Source organism: Streptomyces sp. NPDC127129, assembly GCF_042671585.1.
GTDB lineage: Bacteria > Actinomycetota > Actinomycetes > Streptomycetales > Streptomycetaceae > Streptomyces.
This window is the reverse complement of sequence record NZ_JBHXTV010000003.1, coordinates 36903-58635: the sequence shown is the minus strand read 5'-3', so window position 1 is coordinate 58635 and position 21733 is coordinate 36903. Positions and strand designations below refer to the sequence as shown.

At 72.6% G+C, this 21733-nt stretch carries 23 protein-coding genes; 14 read left to right on the top strand and 9 right to left on the bottom strand.

Going from position 1 to position 21733, the window contains the following annotated elements:
* Window positions 1–61: 61 nt before the first annotated feature.
* Window positions 62–952, bottom strand: a complete 891-nt coding sequence (locus tag ACFVGW_RS06385) for a neutral zinc metallopeptidase (RefSeq protein WP_385851043.1) — start codon at window positions 950–952, stop codon at window positions 62–64.
* 266 nt (window positions 953–1218) lie between these two features.
* Between ACFVGW_RS06385 and ACFVGW_RS06380 the strand changes: the two genes are divergently transcribed.
* From ACFVGW_RS06380 to ACFVGW_RS06370, 3 genes are all read left to right on the top strand, one after another.
* Window positions 1219–2817: an ABC-F family ATP-binding cassette domain-containing protein gene (locus ACFVGW_RS06380; RefSeq protein WP_383228694.1), complete on the top strand. Its 1599-nt coding sequence runs from the start codon at window positions 1219–1221 to the stop codon at window positions 2815–2817.
* Window positions 2818–3140: 323 nt separating this feature from the next.
* Window positions 3141–3362, top strand: coding sequence for a helix-turn-helix domain-containing protein (locus ACFVGW_RS06375; RefSeq protein ID WP_006123601.1), 222 nt, complete (start codon window positions 3141–3143; stop codon window positions 3360–3362).
* Between the two features lie 119 nt (window positions 3363–3481).
* Window positions 3482–4279, top strand: a complete 798-nt coding sequence (locus ACFVGW_RS06370) for an enoyl-CoA hydratase/isomerase family protein (RefSeq protein WP_352192861.1) — start codon at window positions 3482–3484, stop codon at window positions 4277–4279.
* A gap of 19 nt (window positions 4280–4298) precedes the next feature.
* Here ACFVGW_RS06370 and ACFVGW_RS06365 read toward each other — a convergent pair whose 3' ends face one another.
* Window positions 4299–4940, bottom strand: a complete 642-nt coding sequence (locus ACFVGW_RS06365) for a hypothetical protein (protein ID WP_383311937.1) — start codon at window positions 4938–4940, stop codon at window positions 4299–4301.
* 120 nt (window positions 4941–5060) lie between these two features.
* On the opposite strand from ACFVGW_RS06365, the gene ACFVGW_RS06360 reads away from it, so the two are divergent.
* Genes ACFVGW_RS06360 through amaP form a run of 5 tightly spaced genes read left to right on the top strand, consistent with a single transcriptional unit; the run spans window position 5061 to window position 7334 of the window.
* Window positions 5061–5513: an Asp23/Gls24 family envelope stress response protein gene (locus ACFVGW_RS06360; RefSeq protein WP_383228696.1), complete on the top strand. Its 453-nt coding sequence runs from the start codon at window positions 5061–5063 to the stop codon at window positions 5511–5513.
* Between the two features lie 30 nt (window positions 5514–5543).
* Window positions 5544–5759 carry a hypothetical protein gene (locus tag ACFVGW_RS06355; protein ID WP_352193100.1) on the top strand — a complete coding sequence of 72 codons (216 nt, stop codon included), beginning with the start codon at window positions 5544–5546 and terminating at the stop codon, window positions 5757–5759.
* Window positions 5760–5780: 21 nt separating this feature from the next.
* A complete protein-coding gene (locus tag ACFVGW_RS06350) occupies window positions 5781–6119 on the top strand; it encodes a hypothetical protein (protein ID WP_385851302.1) in 339 nt (112 codons plus the stop codon).
* A complete protein-coding gene (locus ACFVGW_RS06345) occupies window positions 6116–6742 on the top strand; it encodes a DUF6286 domain-containing protein (RefSeq protein ID WP_385851042.1) in 627 nt (208 codons plus the stop codon). The genes ACFVGW_RS06350 and ACFVGW_RS06345 overlap by 4 nt, the downstream gene beginning before the upstream one ends.
* Window positions 6743–6755: 13 nt before the next feature.
* Window positions 6756–7334 (top strand): alkaline shock response membrane anchor protein AmaP, encoded by a 579-nt coding sequence (gene amaP, locus ACFVGW_RS06340; protein ID WP_385851301.1) that lies wholly within the window; start codon window positions 6756–6758, stop codon window positions 7332–7334.
* A gap of 54 nt (window positions 7335–7388) precedes the next feature.
* Here amaP and ACFVGW_RS06335 read toward each other — a convergent pair whose 3' ends face one another.
* From ACFVGW_RS06335 to ACFVGW_RS06305, 7 genes are all read right to left on the bottom strand, one after another.
* Window positions 7389–8144 carry an SDR family NAD(P)-dependent oxidoreductase gene (locus ACFVGW_RS06335; RefSeq protein WP_385851041.1) on the bottom strand — a complete coding sequence of 252 codons (756 nt, stop codon included), beginning with the start codon at window positions 8142–8144 and terminating at the stop codon, window positions 7389–7391.
* 4 nt (window positions 8145–8148) lie between these two features.
* Window positions 8149–9933 carry a glycoside hydrolase family 15 protein gene (locus tag ACFVGW_RS06330; RefSeq protein WP_383228699.1) on the bottom strand — a complete coding sequence of 595 codons (1785 nt, stop codon included), beginning with the start codon at window positions 9931–9933 and terminating at the stop codon, window positions 8149–8151.
* A 34-nt stretch (window positions 9934–9967) separates the two neighbouring features.
* Window positions 9968–10786 carry an SURF1 family protein gene (locus tag ACFVGW_RS06325; protein WP_385851040.1) on the bottom strand — a complete coding sequence of 273 codons (819 nt, stop codon included), beginning with the start codon at window positions 10784–10786 and terminating at the stop codon, window positions 9968–9970.
* Between the two features lie 71 nt (window positions 10787–10857).
* On the bottom strand, window positions 10858–11091 hold the full coding sequence (locus tag ACFVGW_RS06320) for a hypothetical protein (protein ID WP_361668923.1): 234 nt from the start codon (window positions 11089–11091) through the stop codon (window positions 10858–10860).
* Window positions 11092–11145: 54 nt separating this feature from the next.
* Window positions 11146–12120, bottom strand: coding sequence for a DEDDh family exonuclease (locus tag ACFVGW_RS06315; RefSeq protein WP_383228701.1), 975 nt, complete (start codon window positions 12118–12120; stop codon window positions 11146–11148).
* Between the two features lie 144 nt (window positions 12121–12264).
* Complete coding sequence (locus tag ACFVGW_RS06310; protein WP_385851039.1) at window positions 12265–14862, bottom strand: MXAN_6230/SCO0854 family RING domain-containing protein; 2598 nt, start codon at window positions 14860–14862, stop codon at window positions 12265–12267.
* Between the two features lie 149 nt (window positions 14863–15011).
* Complete coding sequence (locus ACFVGW_RS06305) at window positions 15012–15650, bottom strand: TetR/AcrR family transcriptional regulator (RefSeq protein WP_385851038.1); 639 nt, start codon at window positions 15648–15650, stop codon at window positions 15012–15014.
* 98 nt (window positions 15651–15748) lie between these two features.
* Between ACFVGW_RS06305 and ACFVGW_RS06300 the strand changes: the two genes are divergently transcribed.
* The 6 genes from ACFVGW_RS06300 (at window position 15749) to ACFVGW_RS06275 (ending at window position 21701) form a co-directional block, all read left to right on the top strand.
* On the top strand, window positions 15749–16546 hold the full coding sequence (locus ACFVGW_RS06300) for an acetoacetate decarboxylase family protein (protein ID WP_385851037.1): 798 nt from the start codon (window positions 15749–15751) through the stop codon (window positions 16544–16546).
* Complete coding sequence (locus tag ACFVGW_RS06295; protein ID WP_385851036.1) at window positions 16546–17430, top strand: SDR family NAD(P)-dependent oxidoreductase; 885 nt, start codon at window positions 16546–16548, stop codon at window positions 17428–17430. The genes ACFVGW_RS06300 and ACFVGW_RS06295 overlap by 1 nt, the downstream gene beginning before the upstream one ends.
* An 11-nt stretch (window positions 17431–17441) precedes the next feature.
* Window positions 17442–18722 carry an amidohydrolase family protein gene (locus ACFVGW_RS06290; protein WP_383295282.1) on the top strand — a complete coding sequence of 427 codons (1281 nt, stop codon included), beginning with the start codon at window positions 17442–17444 and terminating at the stop codon, window positions 18720–18722.
* Window positions 18722–19945, top strand: a complete 1224-nt coding sequence (locus ACFVGW_RS06285) for an amidohydrolase family protein (RefSeq protein ID WP_385851035.1) — start codon at window positions 18722–18724, stop codon at window positions 19943–19945. Before ACFVGW_RS06290 ends, ACFVGW_RS06285 begins: the two co-directional genes overlap by 1 nt.
* 24 nt (window positions 19946–19969) lie before the next feature.
* Entirely contained in the window at window positions 19970–20683 is a 714-nt protein-coding gene (locus ACFVGW_RS06280; protein ID WP_385851034.1) for a VIT family protein, read from the top strand.
* Window positions 20684–20798: 115 nt separating this feature from the next.
* Window positions 20799–21701, top strand: coding sequence for a sterol desaturase family protein (locus ACFVGW_RS06275; RefSeq protein ID WP_385851033.1), 903 nt, complete (start codon window positions 20799–20801; stop codon window positions 21699–21701).
* The last annotated feature ends 32 nt before the right edge of the window (window positions 21702–21733 follow it).

Below are 21733 nucleotides of genomic sequence, written 5' to 3'. Positions count from 1 at the left end.
CTCGCGGCGGGGGAATGTGACCTGGGTCTCAGTCTGGCATCAGGTGCGGACATCGGACGCGTCAGCGGAAGGTGTTGCAGCGTGCCATGTCACCGGTCCTGAAACCGGTGGCGAACCACTGCTGTCGCTGCGCGGCCGAGCCGTGCGTCCAGTTCTCCGGCGTGACCCGGCCCTGGAACCTCTCCTGGATCCGGTCGTCGCCCACCGCGGCCGCCGCGTCCAGGCCGTCCCGGATGTCCGCCTCGGTCAGGCTGGTGATCAGGGGCCGCCCCGTCTTCTCGTCCGGCGTGGTCGTCGCGTGGCGCGCCCACACGCCCGCGTAGCAGTCGGCCTGCAGCTCGACCCGTACGGCGTTGGAGTTCGCGCCCGCCCGGCCGTCCTGGGCGCGGGCCAGGGTCCCCATCATGTTCTGCACGTGGTGGCCGTACTCGTGCGCCACGACGTACGCCTGCGCGAAGGGGCCGCCGCTCGACCCGAACGTCGTCCGCAGCTCGTCGAAGAAGCCCAGGTCCAGATAGACCTGGCGGTCGCCCGGGCAGTAGAACGGCCCGACCGCCGAGGTGGCCGAGCCGCAGGCCGTACCGACCCGGTCGGTGAACACGACCGTGCGGGCGTCCCCGTACCGCCCGCCGCGCCGCTCGTACTCGGCCCGCCAGAAGTCCTGCACGCTGTTGACGACCGCCACGATCCGGCAGTCCTCGCGGGCGTTCGCGTCCGCGCCGGTCCGGCAGCTCTGCTCGATCCGGTCCACCGAGGAGGAGGTGGCGACCGGCGCGGGGTCGCCCGCGGTGAGCCCCAGCTGCTCGGGGCCGACCCCGAGGAGCAGCCCCAGGATCAGGGCGATGACGCCGACGATGCCGCCCCCGACGGTGGCCTTCCCGCCGGGGATGCGGCTGCCTCGGACGTCCCGTACCTCCGAGGTGTCCAGGTCGGCGTCGTCGTCGAACTGCATGCGCCACCACCCTCCGCGTCTTCGCCGCGGCAGTGGCCGCCGCCCTGCGCCCGAGTATCGGAGAATCCGATGGGGAACGCCCCTTTTGTCGGGCATGGGTGACAGTCGGCGATACGAGGGGTGAGGTGCCGGTGCCGGACTGTGGCCGAAAAGCAGTTGCATGCGCCCGTTAGACTGGCCGTATGGCCATTCTCCCCGCGCATGACTAGCGGCGTCGAATCCGCATACAGCCCTTCCCGCCGAACCGTCCGCCCTGGAGTCTGTCCGTGATCACCGCTTCCGGCATCGAGCTGCGCGCCGGCGCCCGCATCCTCATCGAGTCCGCTTCCTTCCGTATCGCCAAGGGCGACCGCATCGGCCTCGTCGGCCGCAACGGAGCGGGCAAGACCACCCTCACCAAGTGCCTCGCGGGCGAGGGCATGCCCGCCGCCGGGCAGATCGCCCGCTCCGGCGAGGTCGGCTACCTCCCCCAGGACCCGCGCACCGGCGACCTCGACGTCCTGGCCCGCGACCGCATCCTCTCCGCCCGTGGCCTCGACGTCCTCATCAAGAAGATGCGGATGAACGAGGAGCGCATCGCGACCGGCAGCGGCGCCACGCGCGACAAGGCGATGAAGCAGTACGAGCGCCAGGAGACCGAGTTCCTCACCAAGGGCGGATACGCCGCCGAGGCCGAGGCCTCGACCATCGCCGCCGCCCTCGGGCTCCCGGACCGCGTCCTCGGCCAGCCGCTGCACACCCTCTCCGGCGGTCAGCGCCGCCGGGTCGAGCTGGCCCGGATCCTGTTCTCCGACGCCGACACGCTCCTGCTCGACGAGCCCACCAACCACCTCGACGCCGACTCCATCGTCTGGCTGCGCGACTACCTCAAGACCTACCGCGGTGGCTTCATCGTCATCTCCCACGACGTCGACCTCGTCGAGACCGTCGTGAACAAGGTCTTCTACCTGGACGCCAACCGCTCGGCGATCGACGTCTACAACATGGGCTGGAAGCTCTACCAGCAGCAGCGCGAGGCCGACGAGAAGCGCCGCAAGCGCGAGCGCCAGAACGCCGAGAAGAAGGCCGCCGCCCTCAACTCGCAGGCCGACAAGATGCGCGCCAAGGCCACCAAGACCGTCGCCGCGCAGAACATGGCCAAGCGGGCGGAGCGCCTGCTCTCGGGCCTGGAGGCGGTCCGCGTCAACGACAAGGTCGCCAAGCTCCGCTTCCCCGAGCCCGCGCCCTGCGGCAAGACCCCGCTGACCGCGGAGGGCCTGTCGAAGTCGTACGGCTCGCTGGAGATCTTCACCGATGTGAACCTCGCGATCGACAAGGGATCGCGCGTCGTCATCCTCGGCCTCAACGGCGCGGGCAAGACGACGCTGCTGCGTCTGCTCGCCGGGGCCGAGAAGGCCGACACCGGCGAGGTGACCCCCGGCCACGGTCTCAAGCTCGGCTACTACGCCCAGGAGCACGAGACGCTCGACCCGGACCGCACGGTCCTGGAGAACATGCGGTCCTCCGCGCCCGACCTCGACCTCGTCGAGGTGCGCAAGACGCTCGGCTCCTTCCTCTTCTCCGGTGACGACGTCGACAAGCCGGCCGGGGTCCTCTCCGGTGGCGAGAAGACCCGGCTGGCCCTCGCGACCCTGGTGGTCTCCTCGGCGAACGTGCTGCTCCTCGACGAGCCGACCAACAACCTCGACCCCGCCAGCCGCGAGGAGATCCTCGGCGCGCTGCGCACCTACAAGGGCGCGGTCGTCCTCGTCACGCACGACGAGGGCGCGGTGGACGCGCTGGAGCCGGAGCGGATCATCCTGCTCCCCGACGGCGTCGAGGACCTGTGGGGTCCGGACTACAAGGACCTCGTGGCCCTCGCCTGATCATCTCGGTATGGATCATTCGGCTCATGGGTGATCCTTCATCTGAGTGAGGGTGTCTCATACTCCTCGGCGCGGCTCCGTGCGGAATCCCTCCGCCGGGGCCGCGCTGTCGTCTGCCTGCCACTGCCGCGCTGACCTGGCACTTCCTGGCCGGGCGTGTCGCGGAGGGTGGATCACGCGCTCCGGAATATCGAATTCCGGTTGTGAGGAGAGCTTCGCCGTCCGCAAACCTGGCGGCACAGACCTTGTCGAATGGGTGGCCAGGACGTCCGGGAGGGGTGATCATGAGAAGTCCAGAGCGCACTTCCCATGAGGAGGCACGGGTGGCCGAGACTCTGAAGAAGGGCAGCCGGGTGACCGGCGCCGCGCGCGACAAGCTCGCGGCAGACCTGAAGAAGAAGTACGACTCCGGTGCGAGCATCCGGGCGCTGGCCGAGGAAACCGGCCGCTCCTACGGATTCGTCCACCGGATGCTCAGTGAGTCCGGAGTCACGCTGCGTGGACGCGGCGGGGCGACTCGAGGCAAGAAGGCCGCCTCGGCCTGACGGGGCGCGGTTCGTCGGGTCCATCGGTTCTCGCGGTGGCCACCCGGTCGCCCGTGCGGTCGACCGGGTGGTTACTGTGCAGTCACTTAGCAGTGCTGCACCGGAACCGGAGGCGCCCCATGACTTCGCTCGACTCTGTGCTCGTGTTCGACAAGGACGGTGTACGGCTCACCGTCGAGGACGCCGTTGCCACGGTGGCCCTGACCAACCCGGCGAAGCGCAACGCCCAGTCTCCCGCTCTGTGGCGGGCGTTGACGGAGGCCGGACGGTCACTGCCGGGCAGCGTGCGGGTCGTCGTCCTGCGCGGTGAGGGCAAGTCCTTCTCCGCCGGGCTCGACCGGCAGGCGTTCACGCCCGAGGGCTTCGACGGAGAGCCGTCCTTCCTGGACCTGGCACGCGGTTCGGACGAGGACCTGGACGCGGTCATCGCCGAGTACCAGGAGGCGTTCACCTGGTGGCGCCGCAGCGACATCGTGTCGATCGCGGCCGTCCAGGGGCACGCCATCGGTGCCGGGTTCCAGCTCGCCCTCGCCTGCGACCTGCGGGTCGTCGCCGACGACGTGCAGTTCGCCATGCGCGAGACCAGCCTGGGACTCGTTCCGGACCTCACCGGCACGCACCCGCTCGTGGGCCTCGTCGGCTATGCCCGCGCGCTGGAGATCTGTGCGACGGGCCGCTTCGTCCACGCGGAGGAGGCCGAGCGCATCGGCCTCGCCAACATCGCCGTGCCCGTCGACGAACTCGACGCCGCGGTACGGGACCTGAGCGCCGCGCTGCTCGCGGGGCCGCGCGACGCCGTGATCGAGACCAAGGCGCTCCTCCAGGGCGCCGCCGACCGCACCTACGAGGCCCAGCGCACCGCCGAGCGCGCCGCCCAGGCCCGCCGTCTGCGCGACCTGGCAGGCCTCGGCGACTGACGCACGCGTGCGCGCGGTCTCAGCGGGCCTCTGAGAAGCGGACCTCGGAGATCAGGACCGTGACCGCCGTCCCCTCGGGCGCGGTCACGGTCGCGCGCGTGCGGGCGGTGCGGGCCACATCCAGGGCGCGGTGGCCGTCGGCCACCGCCAGCTCCACCCTCAGCGCGCCCGCCGTGCGGTGGACCGGCGCGCCCAGGACGGACGTCAGTCCCGCCACGCCCTCCACGCCGAGCATCGCCCGGGCCACCGGGTCCTCCTCGTCCAGCGGCGCGGTTCGCCCGGGTGGGGGAGTGGTGCCCGGCGAATCCGGAACGGCTTCCACCAGCCCGGTCACCCGGAGATCCACCGCCGTGATCACCAGGCCCAGCGCGCGTTCCGCCTCGGCGAACAGGGCCCGTCGCACCTCCTCCGCCAGGGCCGGCAGCGACCGGTCCACCAGCCGGCCCGCCCCCACAGCGAAATCCGCGGTGATCCGCAGCGGCCCCGGCGGGAGCCCGCCGGGCGGTACGGGAAACGGCGCCTCGGGGCCCACTTCCGCGAGCCCCACCCGCAGCCTTCCCGGCACCACACCTCGTAGCGGAGTCAGGCTCCGCAGCAGCACCGCGCGTGCGGCGCTCTCCGTCAGCCAGGCGCCGTCCTCCGCCTCCCCGAGCGGTAGCAAGCGCCCCGGCCCGAGTCGCTCGCGCATCGTTGCCGATCGTCCCGCCCCAGATGTCGTCGTCATTGGCTCAGCCTAATGTGGGCAAAGGCATTGATAGATGCATGGAAGGGATGAACGGTGATGAATGACCCCGCACACCCCAGAGAGCCGTCCGTGACCAAGCGCGGGGGTGGCGACCCCGCCAGCCGTGGCCGCACCACCATCGCCGACGGAGTCGTCGAGAAGATCGCCGGCCTGGCCGCACGTGAGGTCCCCGGCGTCCACGCCATGGGGAGCGGCTTCTCCCGCACCATCGGCGCCGTCCGCGACCGGGTGCCCGGCGGCGGAGGGACCAAGGCGGGCGCGACCCGTGGCGTGAAGGCCGAGGTCGGCGAGGTGCAGACCGCGCTCGACCTGGAGATCGTCGTCGAGTACGGCGCCTCCATCGCCGAAGTGGCCGGGTCCGTGCGCGAGAACGTCATCGCGGAGGTGGAGCGGATGACCGGCCTGGAGGTCGTCGAGGTCAACATCGCCGTGAGCGACGTGAAGCTGCCCGAGGAAGAGGAAGAAGAGCCGGAGTCGAGGCTCCAGTAGCCGACGGCGGTGTGACCGAAAGGGCTCGGCATGAGCATGGCGGTGGTCGGCCTGATGGCCGGGATGGCCCTCGGATTCGCCGGATACTTCGGCGGCTTCGGGGCGTTCGTGCTGATCGCGGCATTGGGCGCGATCGGCTTCGTCGTCGGGCGGTTCCTCGAGGGGGACCTCGAACCCGGCGACTTCTTCCGCAGCCGTGAGCGCGGCGACTTCCGGGGTCGCGAGCGCGACGACCGGCTGCGGTGAGCGGAGGTGACAGCGGACAGCATGGGACCGGCCGGCCGGGGGGCGACGACGATCGCCGACCGGGTCGTCGCGAAGATCGCCGCCCGCGCCGCGCGGGAGGCGATCGGCGTGCTGCCCCGGGGCGGCTCCGCGCCGCACGCCTCGGTCGTCGTGCGGCGTGACGCGGTGCGCGTCTCGGTCAGCCTGGAGCTGGGCTACCCCTCCGACCTCGCCCGGCAGTGCCTCGAGGTCCGCAGCCGGGTGACCCACCGGGTGCGGGAACTGGCGGGCATGGAGGTCCCCGAGGTGGCCGTCCACGTGGAGCGCCTGCACTCCCCGCGCACGGCGGAACGCGACCGGGACGGGCGGAGACTGCGATGACCACGGACACCGGTACCGGTACCGACCCCGCGCCCGCACCCGAGGACCCACCGAGCGAACCGGCGAAGCCACCGGCGCCCCGGGCCCGCCGTTTCTGGGCGGTACGGCGCATCCCGGCGGCCCTCCTCGCGCTGATCATCCTTGGCGGCGCCGGCCTGCTGCTCTACGACGTGGCCGCCGTACGGGCCGACCGCACGGCCATGAGCTGGCGCAGCGAACTCGCCGACGAGCTGGCGACCCGGCCCCTGGACGACACCTGGCTGCGGGCCGGCGCGGGCCTCGCCGCCCTGATCGGGGTCTGGCTCCTGATCCTGGCGGCCACTCCCGGGCTGCGGGCGGTCCTCCCGATGCGGCGCGACCACGCCGACGTACGGGCCGGACTCGACCGTGACGCGGCGGCCCTGACCCTGCGGGACCGGGCGATGGAGGTCTCGGGCGTGCAGTCGGTACGGGTGAGGATGAAGCGCAGGAAGGTGGCGGTGCGGGCGGTCTCGCACTTCCGCGAACTCGACGAGGTGCGCGCCGACGTGGAGAGCGTCCTCGGGACCGGCATCGACGAACTCGGCCTCGCCCGGCCACCGGCGCTGACCGTACGGGTGGGCCGCCCGCTGAAGAAGAGGTGAGGCAGTGCCCGTCATTCTCCGGCGCGTCAACCGCGTGGTGCTCGGACTCGTGGGCCTGGTGCTCGTCGTCCTGGGCGGCGCGGTGCTCGCGGCCGGCTTCGATCTGCCGGTTCCCTCGTGGTGGCCGTGGTCCGGCCCCTCCGACGTCCTGCTGAGCCGGGCCGACCGGACGCGGTGGCGCGACGAGGGCTGGTGGTGGCCCGTGGTGATCGCCGTCCTCGGCGTGATCGTGCTCCTGGCCCTGTGGTGGCTGCTCGCCCAGCCCCGGCGGTCCCGGCTCGCGGAGATCCTCGTCGACACGGGTGACGGCGAGGCGGCGACCGTACGGTGCCGCTCCCTGGAGACCGTCATCGAAGCGGACGCGACGGCCCAGCCAGGGGTGGCCCGGGCCCGGATCTTCCTGACGGGGCGCCGCACGGCCCCGCGCACGCGCGTGGCGCTGCGCCTGGAGCCGTACGCCTCCCCGGCTGCCGCGCTGACCACCCTGGCCACCGAGGCCCTGGACCACGCCCGCACCTCGACCGGCCTGAGCGCCCTCCCGGCGGAGGCCCGCCTCCGCGCGGTCAAGCACCGCGCGCGCCGGGTGACCTGACGCCCCGGCGTGGCAGCCGTCCCGTCGGCCGGCTGCCACGACGGTGGCGGGGGCTCAGAAGCCGTGCCGGGCCCCGCCGTCCACCGACAACATCACGCCCGTCACATAGGACGCCGCGGGCGAGAGCAGGAACGCCGCCGTGCGGCCGAACTCCTCCGGGGTGCCGTAGCGCCGCAGCGGGATGCGGGACTCGCTCGCCGCGCGCGACGCCTCGGCGTCGCCCGAGAGGGCGTCGAGCTGACGCACCCGGTCCGTGTCGATCCGGCCCGGGAGCACGCCCACCACCCGGATGCCCCGGGGCCCCAGGTCCGCCGCCAGGGACTTCGCGAACCCGGCGAGGCCCGGGCGCAGCCCGTTGGAGATCGTCAGGCCCGGGATCGGCTCGTGGACCGAGCCGGAGAGCACGAAGCCGATGACCCCGCCCTCGGTCAGCTCGTCCGCCGCCGCCCTGGCCATCCGTACCGCCCCGAGGAAGACGGTGTCGAACGCCGACGCCCACTGCTCGTCGGTGTTGTCCGCGCCGAAGCCGGGAGCGGGACCGCCGACGCTGACGAGGATGCCGTCGAAACGTCCGAAGCGGGACCGCGCCTCGGCGATCAGCCGGGCCGGCGCCCCGGGATCGGCGTTGTCGACGGCGAGACCGGCCGCGTCCGGGCCCAGCTCCGCGACCGCCTCGGCGACCGACTTCTCCTCGCGTCCGGTGACCAGCACCTTCGCGCCCTCGGCGAGCAGCGCCTCGGCCGAGGCACGGCCGAGCCCCCGCGTCGCGCCGGTCACCACGTACACCCGGTCCTTCAGCCCAAGATCCATGGACCTATCCTGCCGGGTCCTCCCAGGGCAGCGCGAGGGCGGTCCCCACCAGGCCGATGTGACTGAACGCCTGCGGGAAGTTGCCCAGCTGGCGCCGCGCGACCGGGTCGTACTCCTCCGCGAGCAGCCCCACGTCGTTGCAGAGCTCCACGAGGCGCTCGAAGAGTTCCCGCGCCTCGCGCTCCCGCCCGGTCATCCGCAGCGCGTCCGCCATCCAGAAGGAGCAGACCAGAAACGTTCCCTCCCCGCCGGGAAGGCCGTCGACCGAGGCACCCGAGGTGCTGTAGCGGCGGACGAACCCGCCGTGCGTCAGCTCCTTGCGCACCGCGTCCACCGTCCCCACCACCCGGGGATCGTCCGACGGCAGGAACCCGACCCGCGGGATCAGCAGCGTCGCCGCGTCCAGTTCCCGCGATCCGTACGACTGGGTGAACGTGTTGCGCTCGGGGTCGTACCCCTTGGCGCACACGTCCGCGTGGATCTCGTCCCGCATCGCCCGCCAGCGCGCCGGATCCCCGCGCAGCGACGGATCGTCCTCCAGGGTGCGCACGGCCCGGTCGGCGGCGACCCAGGCCATCACCTTCGAGTGCACGAAGTGGCGGCGCGGCCCGCGTACCTCCCACAGCCCCTCGTCCGGGTCCCGCCACGTCGACTCCAGGAAGCCGAGCAGGCTCAGCTGCAGGTTCCAGGCGTGCCGGACCGGCGGAATGCCGGCCTCCCGCGCCATGCTCAGCGAGTCCATGACCTCGCCGTACACATCGAGCTGGAACTGGTCCACGGCCGCGTTCCCGATCCGCACCGGCGCCGAGTCCGCGTAGCCGCTCAGCCAGGGCAGTGTCGTCTCGGGCAGCCGCCGCTCGCCGCCGGGCCCGTACATGATCTGCAGATCCGCCGGGTCGCCCGCCACCGCCCGCAGCAGCCAGTCGCGCCAGGCCGCCGCCTCGTCGACATAGCCGGCCGACAGCAGCGCGCCCAGCGTCAGGGTCGAGTCGCGCAGCCAGCAGGAGCGGTAGTCCCAGTTCCGTACGCCTCCCAGCTCCTCCGGGAGCGAGGTGGTGGGCGCGGCGACGATGCCGCCCGTCGGTGCGTAGGTGAGCGCCTTGAGCGTGATCAGCGAGCGCATCACCGCCTCGCGGTAGGGCCCCTCGTACACGCACCGCGCCGACCAGTCCCGCCAGTCCCGCAGACAGTCCTCCAGCGCGCCGAAGGGGTCGATCAGCTCCGGGCGCGGCTCGTGCGAGGGGTGCCAGGTGAGCACGAACGCGACCTTCTCGCCCGCGTCGACCGTGAACGACGAGCAGGTCGAGAACTGCTGGCCCCAGGTCTTCACGGGCGGCTCGCTGCGCAGCCAGACCGAGTCGGGACCGGCGACGGCCACATGGTGGCCCTCGCTGCGCCGCATCCACGGCACGATCGAGCCGTAGTCGAAGCGCAGCCGCAGCACCGCGCTCATCTCGACGGTGCCGCTGACGCCCTCCACGATCCGCATGACATCGGGCGAGGTGTCCCGCTGCGGCATGAAGTCGACGACCTTCACGGTGCCGCTGCGCGTCTCCCAGTACGTCTCCAGGACCAGCGAGTCGCCGGCGTAGCCCCGCGTGGTGCAGGTCGTGGCGCCCTTGGGTGCGATCCGCCAGTGGCCGTTGTCCTCGTCCCCGAGCAGCGCGGCGAAGCACGCGGCCGAATCGAAGCGCGGCAGACACAGCCAGTCGATCGACCCGTCGCGTCCGACGAGCGCGGCGGTCTGCAGATCGCCGATGAGGGCGTAGTCGTCGATACGTTGCGTCACGCTCTGGCGTGTTCCCGGATGGGGCGACGGTCAATCAGAGGGACGGTGTGGCCTGCACCGCGGCCGGAGCCGGCCCGGGGGTGTCCGCGCCGCCCTCGGTGTGGGCCGCCGCCTCCCGGTCGCGCTTCTCGCGGCGGACCAGGATCACCCACCCGACGGGTACACCGGCGGTGAAGAGCCACCACTGCACGGCGTACGCCATGTGCGCGCCGATCGAGTCGTGGTCGGGCTCGGGGATGAGCTCGGGGGTGTTCCCGGCCGGTTCGGGCGCGGTCTGCTCGACATAGCCGCCGAGCACCGTACGGCCGGTGAGCTCGGCCTGCTGTGCGCTGTTGATCAGCATCACCTGACGGTCCGGCAGCCCGCGCAGGTCCTTGATGCCGCTGGCGCCGGTCGTCTCGTCGGCCTTGAGCCGGCCGGTCACGGTCACCTCGCCCCTGGGGGCGGGCGGGACCGGGGGGTACGCCTTCTGGTCGGCCGAGGCGGGGACCCAGCCCCGGTTGACGAGCACGACCCGGCCGTCGGCGAGCGCCAGCGGCGTCAGGACGAGGAAACCGACCTGGTCGTCGGCGTTGGTGCGGCGGCGGACGACGACCTCGTGCGCGGTGTCGAAGGTGCCCGTGGCCGTGACCCGGCGCCAGTAGTCCGCGCGCGGCACGGTGTGGCCGGGGGAGGTCAGCTTCTCGACGGGGAGCGGCTCCGCCTTCAGGTTCTCCGCGATCAGGGCGTTCTGCGCGACCCGGCGTTCGTGCCGGTGGAACTGCCAGAAGCCCAGCTCGATCATCGTCGGGACGAGGACGAGGGCCACGAGGGTGAGGATCACCCACTGCCGGGACAACAGGAAGCGGTACACCCCATGACCGTACAACTGTGGTCATGGGGTGCACGCACGGGGGTTCCGGTCGCCGGGGAGCGGCCGGGGGCTCAGACGTGGTCGACGATCCCCACCTTTCCCTCCGCCCGGGCGCAGTGCCCGCCGCAGTACCAGTTGCCCTCGACCTCGACGCCCTGGCCGATGATCTGGACCTTGCAGTGCTCACAGATGGGCGCCATGCGGTGAATGGCGCAGGAGAAGCAGTCGAAGACGTGCACCGCGCCCTGCGCGTGCACCTCGAAGGACATGCCGTAATCGTTTCCGCAGACCTCACAACGTGCCATGCGCCACAGGGTGCGACGTGAGCCGGGCGAGGCGCGGGCGGCACGCCCGGCGCGTCACCCGTCTGCCGGGGCCACGTCGCGCAGCAGCTGGGTGAAGGCGGCCTCGTCGACGACCGGAGTGCCGAAGGACTTCGCCTTCACCGTCTTGGAGGTGGCGGAGTCCGGATCGTTCGTCACCAGCAGGCTCGTCAGCCGGGAGACACTCGTGGCGACATGGAGCCCCGCCTCGACGGCACGGTCCTCGAGCAGCTCGCGGTCGATGGACGTGTCGCCCGAGAACGCCACCCGCATGCCCTGCTTGAGTGGTTTGTCCGCTTCGTAACGCCCGGGGTTCGGATGCGGGCACGGCGGACGCTTCCGGGAGGGGCGCCAGCCGTTCGCGTGGTACGAGGCCTGGTGGCCGATCCGTGCCGGGGCGGGCGTGGACACCCACTCCGTCAGCGGCCGGCACTCCAGGAGCGGCAGCCGGACGTTCCGCTCGGCCGCCGCGTGCAGACTCGGCCGGAACGCCTCGGCCAGCACCCGCGCGTCGTCCAGCGCGTTGTGCGCCTGCTGCTGCACCACCCCGAAGTGCGCCGCCAGCGACTCCAGCTTGTGGTTCGGCAGCGGCAGCGACAGCTCCTTGGCCAGCGCGATCGTGCACAGCCGCTGACGCACGGGTGCGGTGCGCTCCGCCCGTGCGTACTCCCGGGAGATCATCGACCAGTCGAAGAGCGCGTTGTGCGCCACCAGGACCCGGCCGTCGAGCCGCTCGGAGAACTCCGCGGCGATCTCCGGGAAGAGCGGAGCGTCCTTCAGCACGTCACGGGTGAGCCCGTGGATCCAGACCGGTCCGGGGTCCCGCTCCGGATTCACCAGCGTGTACCAGTGGTCCTCGACCTCGCCCTGGGCGTCCAGCCGGTAGACGGCAGCCGACACTATCCGGTCGTCGCGGGCGAGTCCGGTGGTCTCCACGTCGACGACCGCGTACCCCTGTGGGTAGGCGGCCGGCCACGTCGCTGCTGTCGTACGGTCGTCGAGCATGGTCACTGAGAATACGGGCCCCTGCTGACACCCCCGTCCCCCGGTGCCCCGACGGCGACAGGAACCGGCCAACCGGTCGGCGCGCCGCCGAACGCGCGGCGGCCATGACGCCCGCCCCGCGGGGGAGTTCACGGGAGCCGTCGCACGGGCTCAGCCGAGAGCGGCCACCAGGTCACCGGCGGCGGCCTGTTCGAGACCGCAGCCGTCCACCGGTCCGGGCAGCAGACGGTAGACCGTCCCGGTCGCGCTCCGCGGCACGACGTCGCCGTCGAGGAGGGCGAGGAACGTGTTCCGGCCGCTCGCGGCGGCCGCCGCCACGGCCCGTCCGTCCCCGGCCGTACGGCGCCGGTCGGGCGCTGCGGCCGTACGGATCCGGTCCGCGAACGACTCCGCCGGCTCCTCGCTCCCGCGCCGGTACTCCCACACCTCGTCCGGGCCCTCGTGCGCCCGCCGCAGGACGGTCACCGCGTCGGTCCTGGCGGCGGCGTGCCAGACCGCCAGATCCCACAGCGTCGTCCGGCCGGCCGTGAAGTACTGGTACAGGTCCTTTCCGACCCGGCCCAGGTCCGCACTGTGCGACCACACGCTCTGGAAACCCTCGGACGGCGGCAGATGCAGATCCGTCCAGAGGAAGGTGCGGTGCTCCAGGTCCACCAGCATCGGCACATGGATCCGGGAGTCGCCGACGAGGTCGTAGCGCTGACGCACGGTCCTCGGGTCGTACGACGCGTCCCTGCCCTCCCGGGAAGGGAGGGCCATGAAACCGGCGAACGCGTCGAGGAGCTGCTCGAACGGCACGTTGTTGTAGCTGAAGACGATCGGCATCGCGAACCGCACGCCGGCCTCGGCGAGCGCCGCGAGGTCCAGATCGGCGTACTCGGTCGCGCCCTTGGGCGCGGGCGCGGAGACAAGGTCACCGGAATGGACGACGGCCCGCTTTCCGTAGACGAGGTTGGTGTAGTCGCACAGCCCGACGTACGACCAGTCCGCGGCGTACAGGGCGACCGACAGATCCAGGTCCACCCGGGTCTTCGTCGGCTGGGTCCAGTGCAGGAACAGGCGCAGGACCTCGCCCCGGGGGAGCGGCTGCGTCGAGCCGCGCGGGACCGCCACCAGGGCCTTGGCCGCGGCGCCCTCCGCGGACGGCACGGCGAGCCCCGCGAGCGCGGAGTCCAGGACGGCGGTGTCGAACCGGGGCGCGGCGCCGAGCCTGCGCAGCACCTCGCCCTCGAGGAGCCGGCAGACCTCCTCGGTGAGCGCGGCCGGCAGGGGTGCGCGCCGGTCGTCCGTGGTGAACGCGTGCGTGACCCGGCCACGCGGGAAGAACACCCGCCGGTCGCCCGGCAGATGGCGGATCCGCAGCCGGCCGAGCGCCGCGAGGAGCGGGCCGGGGCCCGCGCCGGGCAGAGCGCGGCGCAGCGTCTCGGCCACGCGCGCGTGGAGGGTGCCGGAGCCGTACAGCCGCAGCAGATGGTCGAGGCGGCGCACCAGTTCGCCCGGGCGCTGCGCGAGCAGCGGGAGGGCGGTGTCCGGGTCGCCCTCGGCCAGGGCGGTCTCGACACGCCCCGACCAGGTGTGCGGCTTGAGCCGGCCGCCGTCGACACGTACCGCGTAGGGGTGCTCGGCGGCGGTGCGCAGCAGCGCCTCCCCGTGCGAGACCGCCGTCGTGTCGGTCCCGCGCAGCACCGCGAACGCCATCGCCGCCCGGGGGTGACGAGCGTGCCGCTCGAAGGGGTGGAGGGTCTCGGCGGCCTTCTTCCACAGACCCGGGTGGCGCGCCAGGTCCTCCACCAGCGAGGCCACGTCGAGGCCGTCCAGGACGGCGAGGAGCCGTCGGCGCAGCGCGCGCGGCAGCGAGCGGAAGCGCCGGGGCTCCAGCAGGTCCGCCTCACCGCCCGAGCGGACGGCGAGCAGCCGGAGGACGTCGGTCGCGGTGGTCAGCCGGACGTCCAGCTCGGGCAGCACGGCGTCCCGGGTGGCCGGCTCGAGCAGCAGCCTGCCCAGGAGCAGCGCCTTGGTCTCGCGTACCGGAATCTCGTCGGGCAGCCAGTCGAGCGCCGTGGGCGCCTCGGTGAGCAGCACCTTCAGGTCGTCGCGGTCGGCCGGCGAGAGCGGTGTGCGCCGGGCGAGAAGCGTGAGCAGGGCCTTCGCGGCGTCCGCCGAGCGGTCGCGGCCGAGCGCGAGCAGCCGGAGCGGTCCGGCGGACGACTCCTCGTCCTCCCCGTCGGCGGGAGCGGTCGCTGCCCTCGGCCTCAGGAACGGGTCCGCGGGGTCGATCCGGCGGTGGCAGATCGGGCAGCCGCCGTACTCGGCCCCGTCCCAGCAGCGACGGCACACGAGGTGGGCGCAGGGCGAGACCGCGTGGACGCTTCCCGCGGTGCCGCACAGCACGCACGGCTGGGTGGGCCACTGGAGCAGCAGGGTGAAGACCCGGTCGACGTAGAGCGCGGAGGTGTCGTCGGGGACGGCGGCCGGAAACGACCGGAAGAGCGGCATGTGCGAGCGGTCGGCCCCCGACTCCGCGTCCAGACGGCGGAGCAACTGCCGGCCCGCTTCGGCGAGTCCGGCGGGACCGAGCCAGGCGAGCGCCGCGCGCAGTTCGGCGGTGGGGGCGAAGCCCCGGTCCAGCAGCTCGGCCTCCAGAGCGGTGAGGCCCTCGGCGGTGGACGGGTCGCCGGGGCGGGGCCCGGCCTGATCGACGTAGACCGTACGGAGACGGCGGAGCAGGACGGACGACACCACAGACAAAAAGGGATCTCCAGGAGGGAGGGGAAGAGTGAGGCGGGAGACGGAGAGTGAGCGCGCTACGGATGTCATAGAAAGAGAAGGAAGCACGCTTGCGGAGCCGTCCCCGCGTGAAGAAGCCTAGGACGGCCCCACGCGCGCGTGCCACCGAATTAATCGGCCGTCCCGCCCCGCGGTCCCAACAGGCCGTCCACCAGGGCCCGTACGGAGGTGGTGAAGAGGCGCTCGGGGTCGATCGGCCGGGCGAGGGCGCGGATGAGTGCGGGGTCGGCCGGGCCGGTCGTCTCCGTCTCCCAGAGCTCCTCCTCGGCGGGGGACTGGACCGGTGCCCGCTCGCGGTTGCGTTCCACGAGGACGTAGCCGACGACCTGGACCTGGACCGCCCGGACCGCCTCCGCCGCCCGCGCGCCGCGCAGGCCCGCCGCGTGCACCTCGTCGGCCAGGGCGCGCTGCGCGGGCAGGAACATCCGCTCCGTCAGGCCCCGTTCGTGGACCATCGCCACCAGATGCGGGCGCGCGCGCAGTTCGCGGCGGAGCGAGCGGGCCACCGAGACGATCCGGTCGGCGGGGGTGCGCCCGCGCGGGGTGATCGCGGAGAGATCGGCGACCGTCCGCTCGACGAGCGCGTCGAGCAGCGACTCACGGTTGCCGACGTGCCAGTAGATCGAGGTGACCGCGGTGCCCAGCTCGGCGGCGAGCTTGCGCATGGTCAGGGCGTCCGGACCGTGCTGCCTCACCAGAGCGGCGGCGGTCGCGAGGACCTCCTCGCGGGTGAGCGCGGTGCGCGCCATCGTTCCCCCTCAACTCTGTTGCGTGCACGCCTATTTACCCTTCATCGCCGCCGGTGTAACTGTGTTACAGGCCGACGGTCCCTGAAGGGTGGTACGTCATGGCACGAGTACGGTACGGGGCGCGCACCGACGCCGAGATCACGGCGGCCCGCGCCAAGAGCAGCAAGCTTCCCGACATCTGGTCCACCGGAGTGGTCGCCGTCTGGGAGACCGATCCGGACGTGGTCGCGGCCGTCCTGCCGCCCCCGCTGAAACCCACCGAACGGCCCCTGGTGCGGGCCAACATCTCCCAGGTCGACCTGCCCGGCTACCCCCTGGGCGCCGGCTCGGTCGCCGTCGCCGCCGCCCACGGCGACCAGGAGGGCTGGTACCCGCTCGTCATGCCGATGACCCTGGAGCGGGCACTCGTCGGCGGACGTGAGGTCTTCGGCGAGCCGAAGAAGCTCGGCGAGGTCGCCGTCGAACGCGACGGGCTCGTCGTCCGCGCCTCCCTCGGCCGGCACGGCATCGACTTCGTCGAGGTGCGCGGCGCCGTCTCCGGCCCGCTGCCCCTGCCGGAGCCCGCCGAGAAGACCGACTTCTACTTCAAGTTCCTGCCGGGCGTGGACGGCACCGGCTTCGACGCCGAGCCCGTCCTCGTGCACTGCGTCCGGGCCGAGAAGGTGCGCAAGCTGGAGCGGATCACCGGCGACGTCGTGCTCCGCGAGTCCATGTACGACCCCGTCGCCGACCTTCCCGTACGCCGGATCGTCGAGATCACCATCGGCGAGAAGACCACCGACCAGCGGGGCCGGGTCGCGGAACGGGTCAGCGCCGAGGCCCTCCTGCCCTACATCCACCAGCGCTACGACGACCCGCAGCAGATCCTCGACGGTCCCCCGGAAGGGAGCGTGTGATGGAGCTGCGTCAGGGGCAGGTCGCGGTCGTCACCGGCGCGGCGAGCGGTATCGGGCTCGCGATGGCGCGCCGGTTCGCCGCCGAGGGGCTGGCCGTCGTCCTCGGGGACGTGGAGGAGGCCGCGCTCGCCAAGGCGGCCGAGGAGCTGACGGAGGGCGGGGCGCGGGTCCTCGCCCGTACCGTCGACGTCAGCGACGCGGGATCCGTACGGGCTCTCGCCGACGCGGCGTTCGGCACCTTCGGCGCGGTGCACGTCCTGTGCAACAACGCCGGGGTCGGCTCCGGCGCCGAGGGCCGCATGTGGGAGCACGAGCCCAACGACTGGAAGTGGGCCTTCTCCGTCAACGTCTGGGGCGTCTTCCACGGCATCCAGGCCTTCGTCCCGCGCATGATCGCCGGCGGTGAGCCCGGGCACGTCGTGAACACCTCCTCCGGCGACGGCGGCATCGCGCCGCTGCCGACCGCCTCCGTCTACGCCGTCACCAAGGCGGCCGTCGTCACCATGACCGAGTCGCTGTACGCCCATCTGAAGGCCGAGCACGCGCGCGTGGGGGCGTCCGTGCTCTTCCCCGGCCCGCACATGCTGCGCACCGGGCTCTGGGAGTCGCACCGCAACCGGCCCGAGCGGTACGCCAAGGAGCGGCCGCGCAAGACCCCGTACCGCAGCCTGGACCAGTGGGAGGCGGCCATGAAGGCCGCCGGGCACGAGGTCGCCTTCACGCCCGTCGAGGAGGTCGCGGAGCACGTCGTGGACGGCATCCGCGCCGACCGGTTCTGGCTGCTCCCGGCGAGCGAGCACAGCGACCGGCAGATCCGGGCGCGCTCGCAGTCGATGCTCGACCGCGCCAACCCGTCGTACCTGGAGAGCTTCATCCTCGACTGAGGGGCTTAGCCATGAGCTTTGAGGACCCGTACCTGATCATCTCCTCCGACTGCCACGCCGGTCTGCCCACCGAGCGCTACCGGCCCTATCTCGACTCCCGGTTCCACCGCGCCTTCGACGAGTTCCTCGCCGGCCGCGACGCCCGCCGCGAGGCCATGACCCGGCTCGGGGTGCGCAACGAGGCGTTCGCGAACAAGTGGTTCAGCGACAACGAGGAAGGGCTGCGGGGCGGCTGGGACGCCGCGCAGCGGCTCAAGGAGCTCGACGGCGACGGGGTGGCCGCCGAGGTCGTGTTCCCCGACGCGGACGCCGTCGACAGCCAGACCGCCGCGCCCTTCGGGGTCGGCCTCGGGCTCTCCGGCGACCAGGACCCGGACCTCGGCATGGCGGGAGCGCAGGCGCACAACCGCTGGCTCGCCGAGTTCGTCGGCCGGAACCCCGAGCGGCACTGCGGGGTGGCGCTGCTGCCCATCACGGCCGAGCCGTCCAAGGTCGTCGCCGAGATCCACCGGGCCAAGGAGTCCGGGCTCGGGGCGCTGATGATCCCCTCGATGTGGGTGGACAGGGAGCCGTACCACGACCGGCGCTACGACCCGGTCTGGGCGGCCGCCGCCGAGACCGGGATGCCGCTCGTCACCCACTCCGGCGCCGCGCCGCGCGAGGAGTACGGCGACCACCTCGGCATCTACGTCAGCGAGGTCACCTGGTGGCCCGCCAGGCCGCTGTGGTTCCTGCTCTGGTCCGGGGTCTTCGAGCGCCACCCGGGGCTGAGGTTCGGTGTCGCCGAGTCGGGCTGCTGGTGGCTGCCGAACCTGCTCTGGTTCATGGACCGCCTCTACCTCGGGGCGCACGGCGGCAAGAAGCTGTCCCCGTTCGCCGAACTCAGGCGGCCGCCGAGCGAGTACCTGGACCGCCAGGTCTTCATCTGCGCCACCAACACCAAGCGGCGCGAGCTGGCCCAGCGGTACGAGATCGGCGTGGACAACATCCTGTGGGGCTCGGACTTCCCCCATCCGGAGGGGACCTGGCCCCACACGCGCGCGTGGCTGGCGAACACCTTCCACGACATCCCGGTCGCGGAGACGCGGCGGATGCTGGGCCTCGCGGCGGCCGAGGTCTTCGGATTCGACACCGAGGCGCTGGCTCCGCTCGCCCGCCGCATCGGCCCCACCCCCGCCGAACTGGGCCAGTCGCCCGACCAGACCGCGGTCGAAGCCTCCTGGGCCCGCTCCCGCGAGGTCGGCCGCCACTGGCTGACGGACCACGACTTCCCCGCCCTGGGGGTGAACTGATGGACCGCTACACCGTCATCTCGGCGGACTGCCACGCGGGCGCCGACCTCCTCGACTACAGGCCGTACCTGGAGAAGAGGCACCACGACGCCTTCGACGCCTGGGCGGCCGGCTACGTCAACCCGTACGAGGACCTGCTCGCCGACACCGCCGACCGCAACTGGAACTCCGGGCGCCGGCTGCGCGAGCTGGAGGCGGACGGCATCGTCGCCGAGGTCGTCTTCCCCAACACCATCCCGCCGTTCTTCCCCTCCGCCTCCCTGATGGCCCCCGCGCCGAGCCGCGAGGAGTTCGAGCAGCGCTGGGCCGGGCTGCGCGCGCACAACCGCTGGCTGGCCGACTTCTGCGCGGACGCGCCCGGCCGCCGGGCGGGCGTCGCGCAGATCCTCCTCAACGACGTCGACGAGGCCGTGAAGGAGATCCGCCGCACCAAGGAGGCCGGCCTCACCGGCGGCATCCTCCTGCCGGGCGCGCCGCCCGGCAGCGGGATCCCCGAGCTGTACTCGCAGACGTACGACCCGATCTGGGCGGTCTGCGCGGAGCTGGACGTCCCGGTCAACCACCACGGCGGCTCCGCCTCGCCGCCGCTCGGCGACGAACCGGCGGCGCGCGCGGTCTTCATGGTGGAGACGACGTGGTTCTCGCACCGGGCGCTCTGGCACCTCGTCTTCGGCGGCGCCTTCAGCCGCCACCCGGAGCTCAGACTGGTCCTCACCGAGCAGGGCTCGGGCTGGATCCCCGGGGTCGTCGAGATGCTGGACTACTACCACGCCCGCCTCGTCGCGGCGGCCTCCCGGGCCGCCACCGCCGAGTCCAGGTTCGGAGCGGGGCTCGCCCGGTCCATGGGCAAGGGCCCCAGCGAGGTCTGGCGCGACAACTGCTTCGTCGGCGCGAGCTTCATGCGCCCGCACGAGGTGCCGCTGCGCGACCGGATCGGCCTCGACAAGATCATGTGGGGCAGCGACTACCCGCACGACGAGGGCACGACGCCGTACTCCCGCGAAGGCCTCCGCATCGCCTACGCGGGGCTGCCGAGGGAGGAGGTGGCGGCGATGGCCGGCGGCAACGCGGCCCGCGTCTACGGCTTCGACCTGCCGTTCCTGGACACCCTGGCCGCCGTGCACGGCCCGACCGTCGAGGAGATCGCCGAGCCCCTGAAGGAGGTCCCGGCGGGCGCGACGAGCCCCGCCTTCGCCCCGGGCGGGTCGGTACGCGTGTGGTGACGGACCGGATGAGACCCTCCCCGGGTGACTGACGAACCCGCCCACGACGATGCCCACGGCGGAGGTCTCGGCACCCGTCTCAACTGGCTCCGGGCCGCCGTGCTCGGAGCCAACGACGGAGTCGTCTCCACCGCGGGCCTCGTCGTCGGCGTCGCCGGCGCGACCGACTCCCGCGCCGCGCTCCTCACCGCGGGACTGGCCGGACTGCTCGCCGGATCGATGTCGATGGCGGCGGGGGAGTACGTCTCGGTCTCCACGCAGCGCGACGCGGAGAAGGCGGCGCTTGCCGAGGAGAGCCGCGAACTCCGCGAGGACCCGGAAGCCGAACTGGCCGAACTGACGGGCCTCCTGTCCGCCCGCGGCCTCTCACGGGACGTCGCCCGCGAGGCCGCGGAACAGCTCACCGCCCGCGACGCCCTGCGCGCCCACGCGCGCGTGGAACTCGGCATCGACCCCGACGCCCTCACCAACCCCTGGCACGCGGCCGGCGCCAGCTTCCTCGCCTTCACGGCCGGTGCGCTGCTCCCCCTCCTCGCGATCGTCCTCCCGCCCGCCTCGGCCCGCCTCTGGATCACGGTGCTCTCGGTGCTCGCCGCCCTGGCCCTCACCGGCTGGTGGAGCGCCCGCCTGGGCGCGGCCCCACCCCGCCGCGCGGTCCTGCGCACGACGGCCGGCGGGGCCCTGGCGATGGCGGTGACGTACGCGGCGGGCTCGCTGCTGGGGGCGGCGGGGGTCTGACGGTCCACGCGGAGGCGCTTGTCGGAAGGTGCCAAAGCCTGCTGACAAGTCGTCTCGCATACTTGTTGGTAACGACGTCTAGTCGCGCCCGACCCGGGCCCCTACCGTCTTCGGCATGCCGAACCTGCCCGATGTCGTGCTCTGGTCCATACCGGCGTTCGTCCTGCTGACCGTCGTGGAGATGGTCAGCTACCGGCTCCATCCCGACGACGACGCCGCCGGGTACGAGGCCAAGGACGCCGCCACCAGCATCGGCATGGGGCTCGGGAGTCTCTTCGTCGACCTCCTGTGGAAGATCCCGATCGTCGCGGTCTACACGGCCGTCCACGAGCTCACCCCGCTCCGCGTCCCCCTCCTGTGGTGGACGGTCCCGCTGATGCTGCTCGCCCAGGACTTCTTCTACTACTGGTCGCACCGCGGTCACCACGTCATCCGGATCCTGTGGGCCTCCCACGTCGTGCACCACAGCAGCCGCAGGTTCAACCTCTCCACCGCGCTGCGCCAGCCCTGGACCGGCTTCACCTCCTGGCCGTTCTACCTGCCGATGATCGCGCTCGGCGTCCACCCGGCCGCCCTCGCCTTCTGCTCCTCGGTCAACCTCGTCTACCAGTTCTGGATCCACACCGAGCGCGTCGACAAGCTGCCCCGGCCCTTCGAGTACGTCCTCAACACCCCCTCCCACCACCGCGTCCACCACGCCTCCCAGGGCGGCTACCTGGACCGGAACTTCGGCGGCATCCTGATCCTCTGGGACCGGATGTTCGGCTCCTGGGTGGCGGAGACCGAGCGGCCCGTCTTCGGGCTCACCAAGAACATCGAGACGTACAACCCGCTGCGCGTCGCCACCCACGAGTACGCCGCCATCGCCCGGGACGTACGGTCCGCGACCGGCTGGCGCGAGCGCGCCGGGCGGGTCTTCCGCGGACCGGGATGGCAGCCGGAGCCCACGCCGGGGCCCGTCGCCGGCCAGGCACCGGGCCGCACCGCCGTGGAGACCGCCGCGGAGTCCGCCGCGTGAGCGCCCGTACCGCCGGAGCCGGAGCCGGAGCC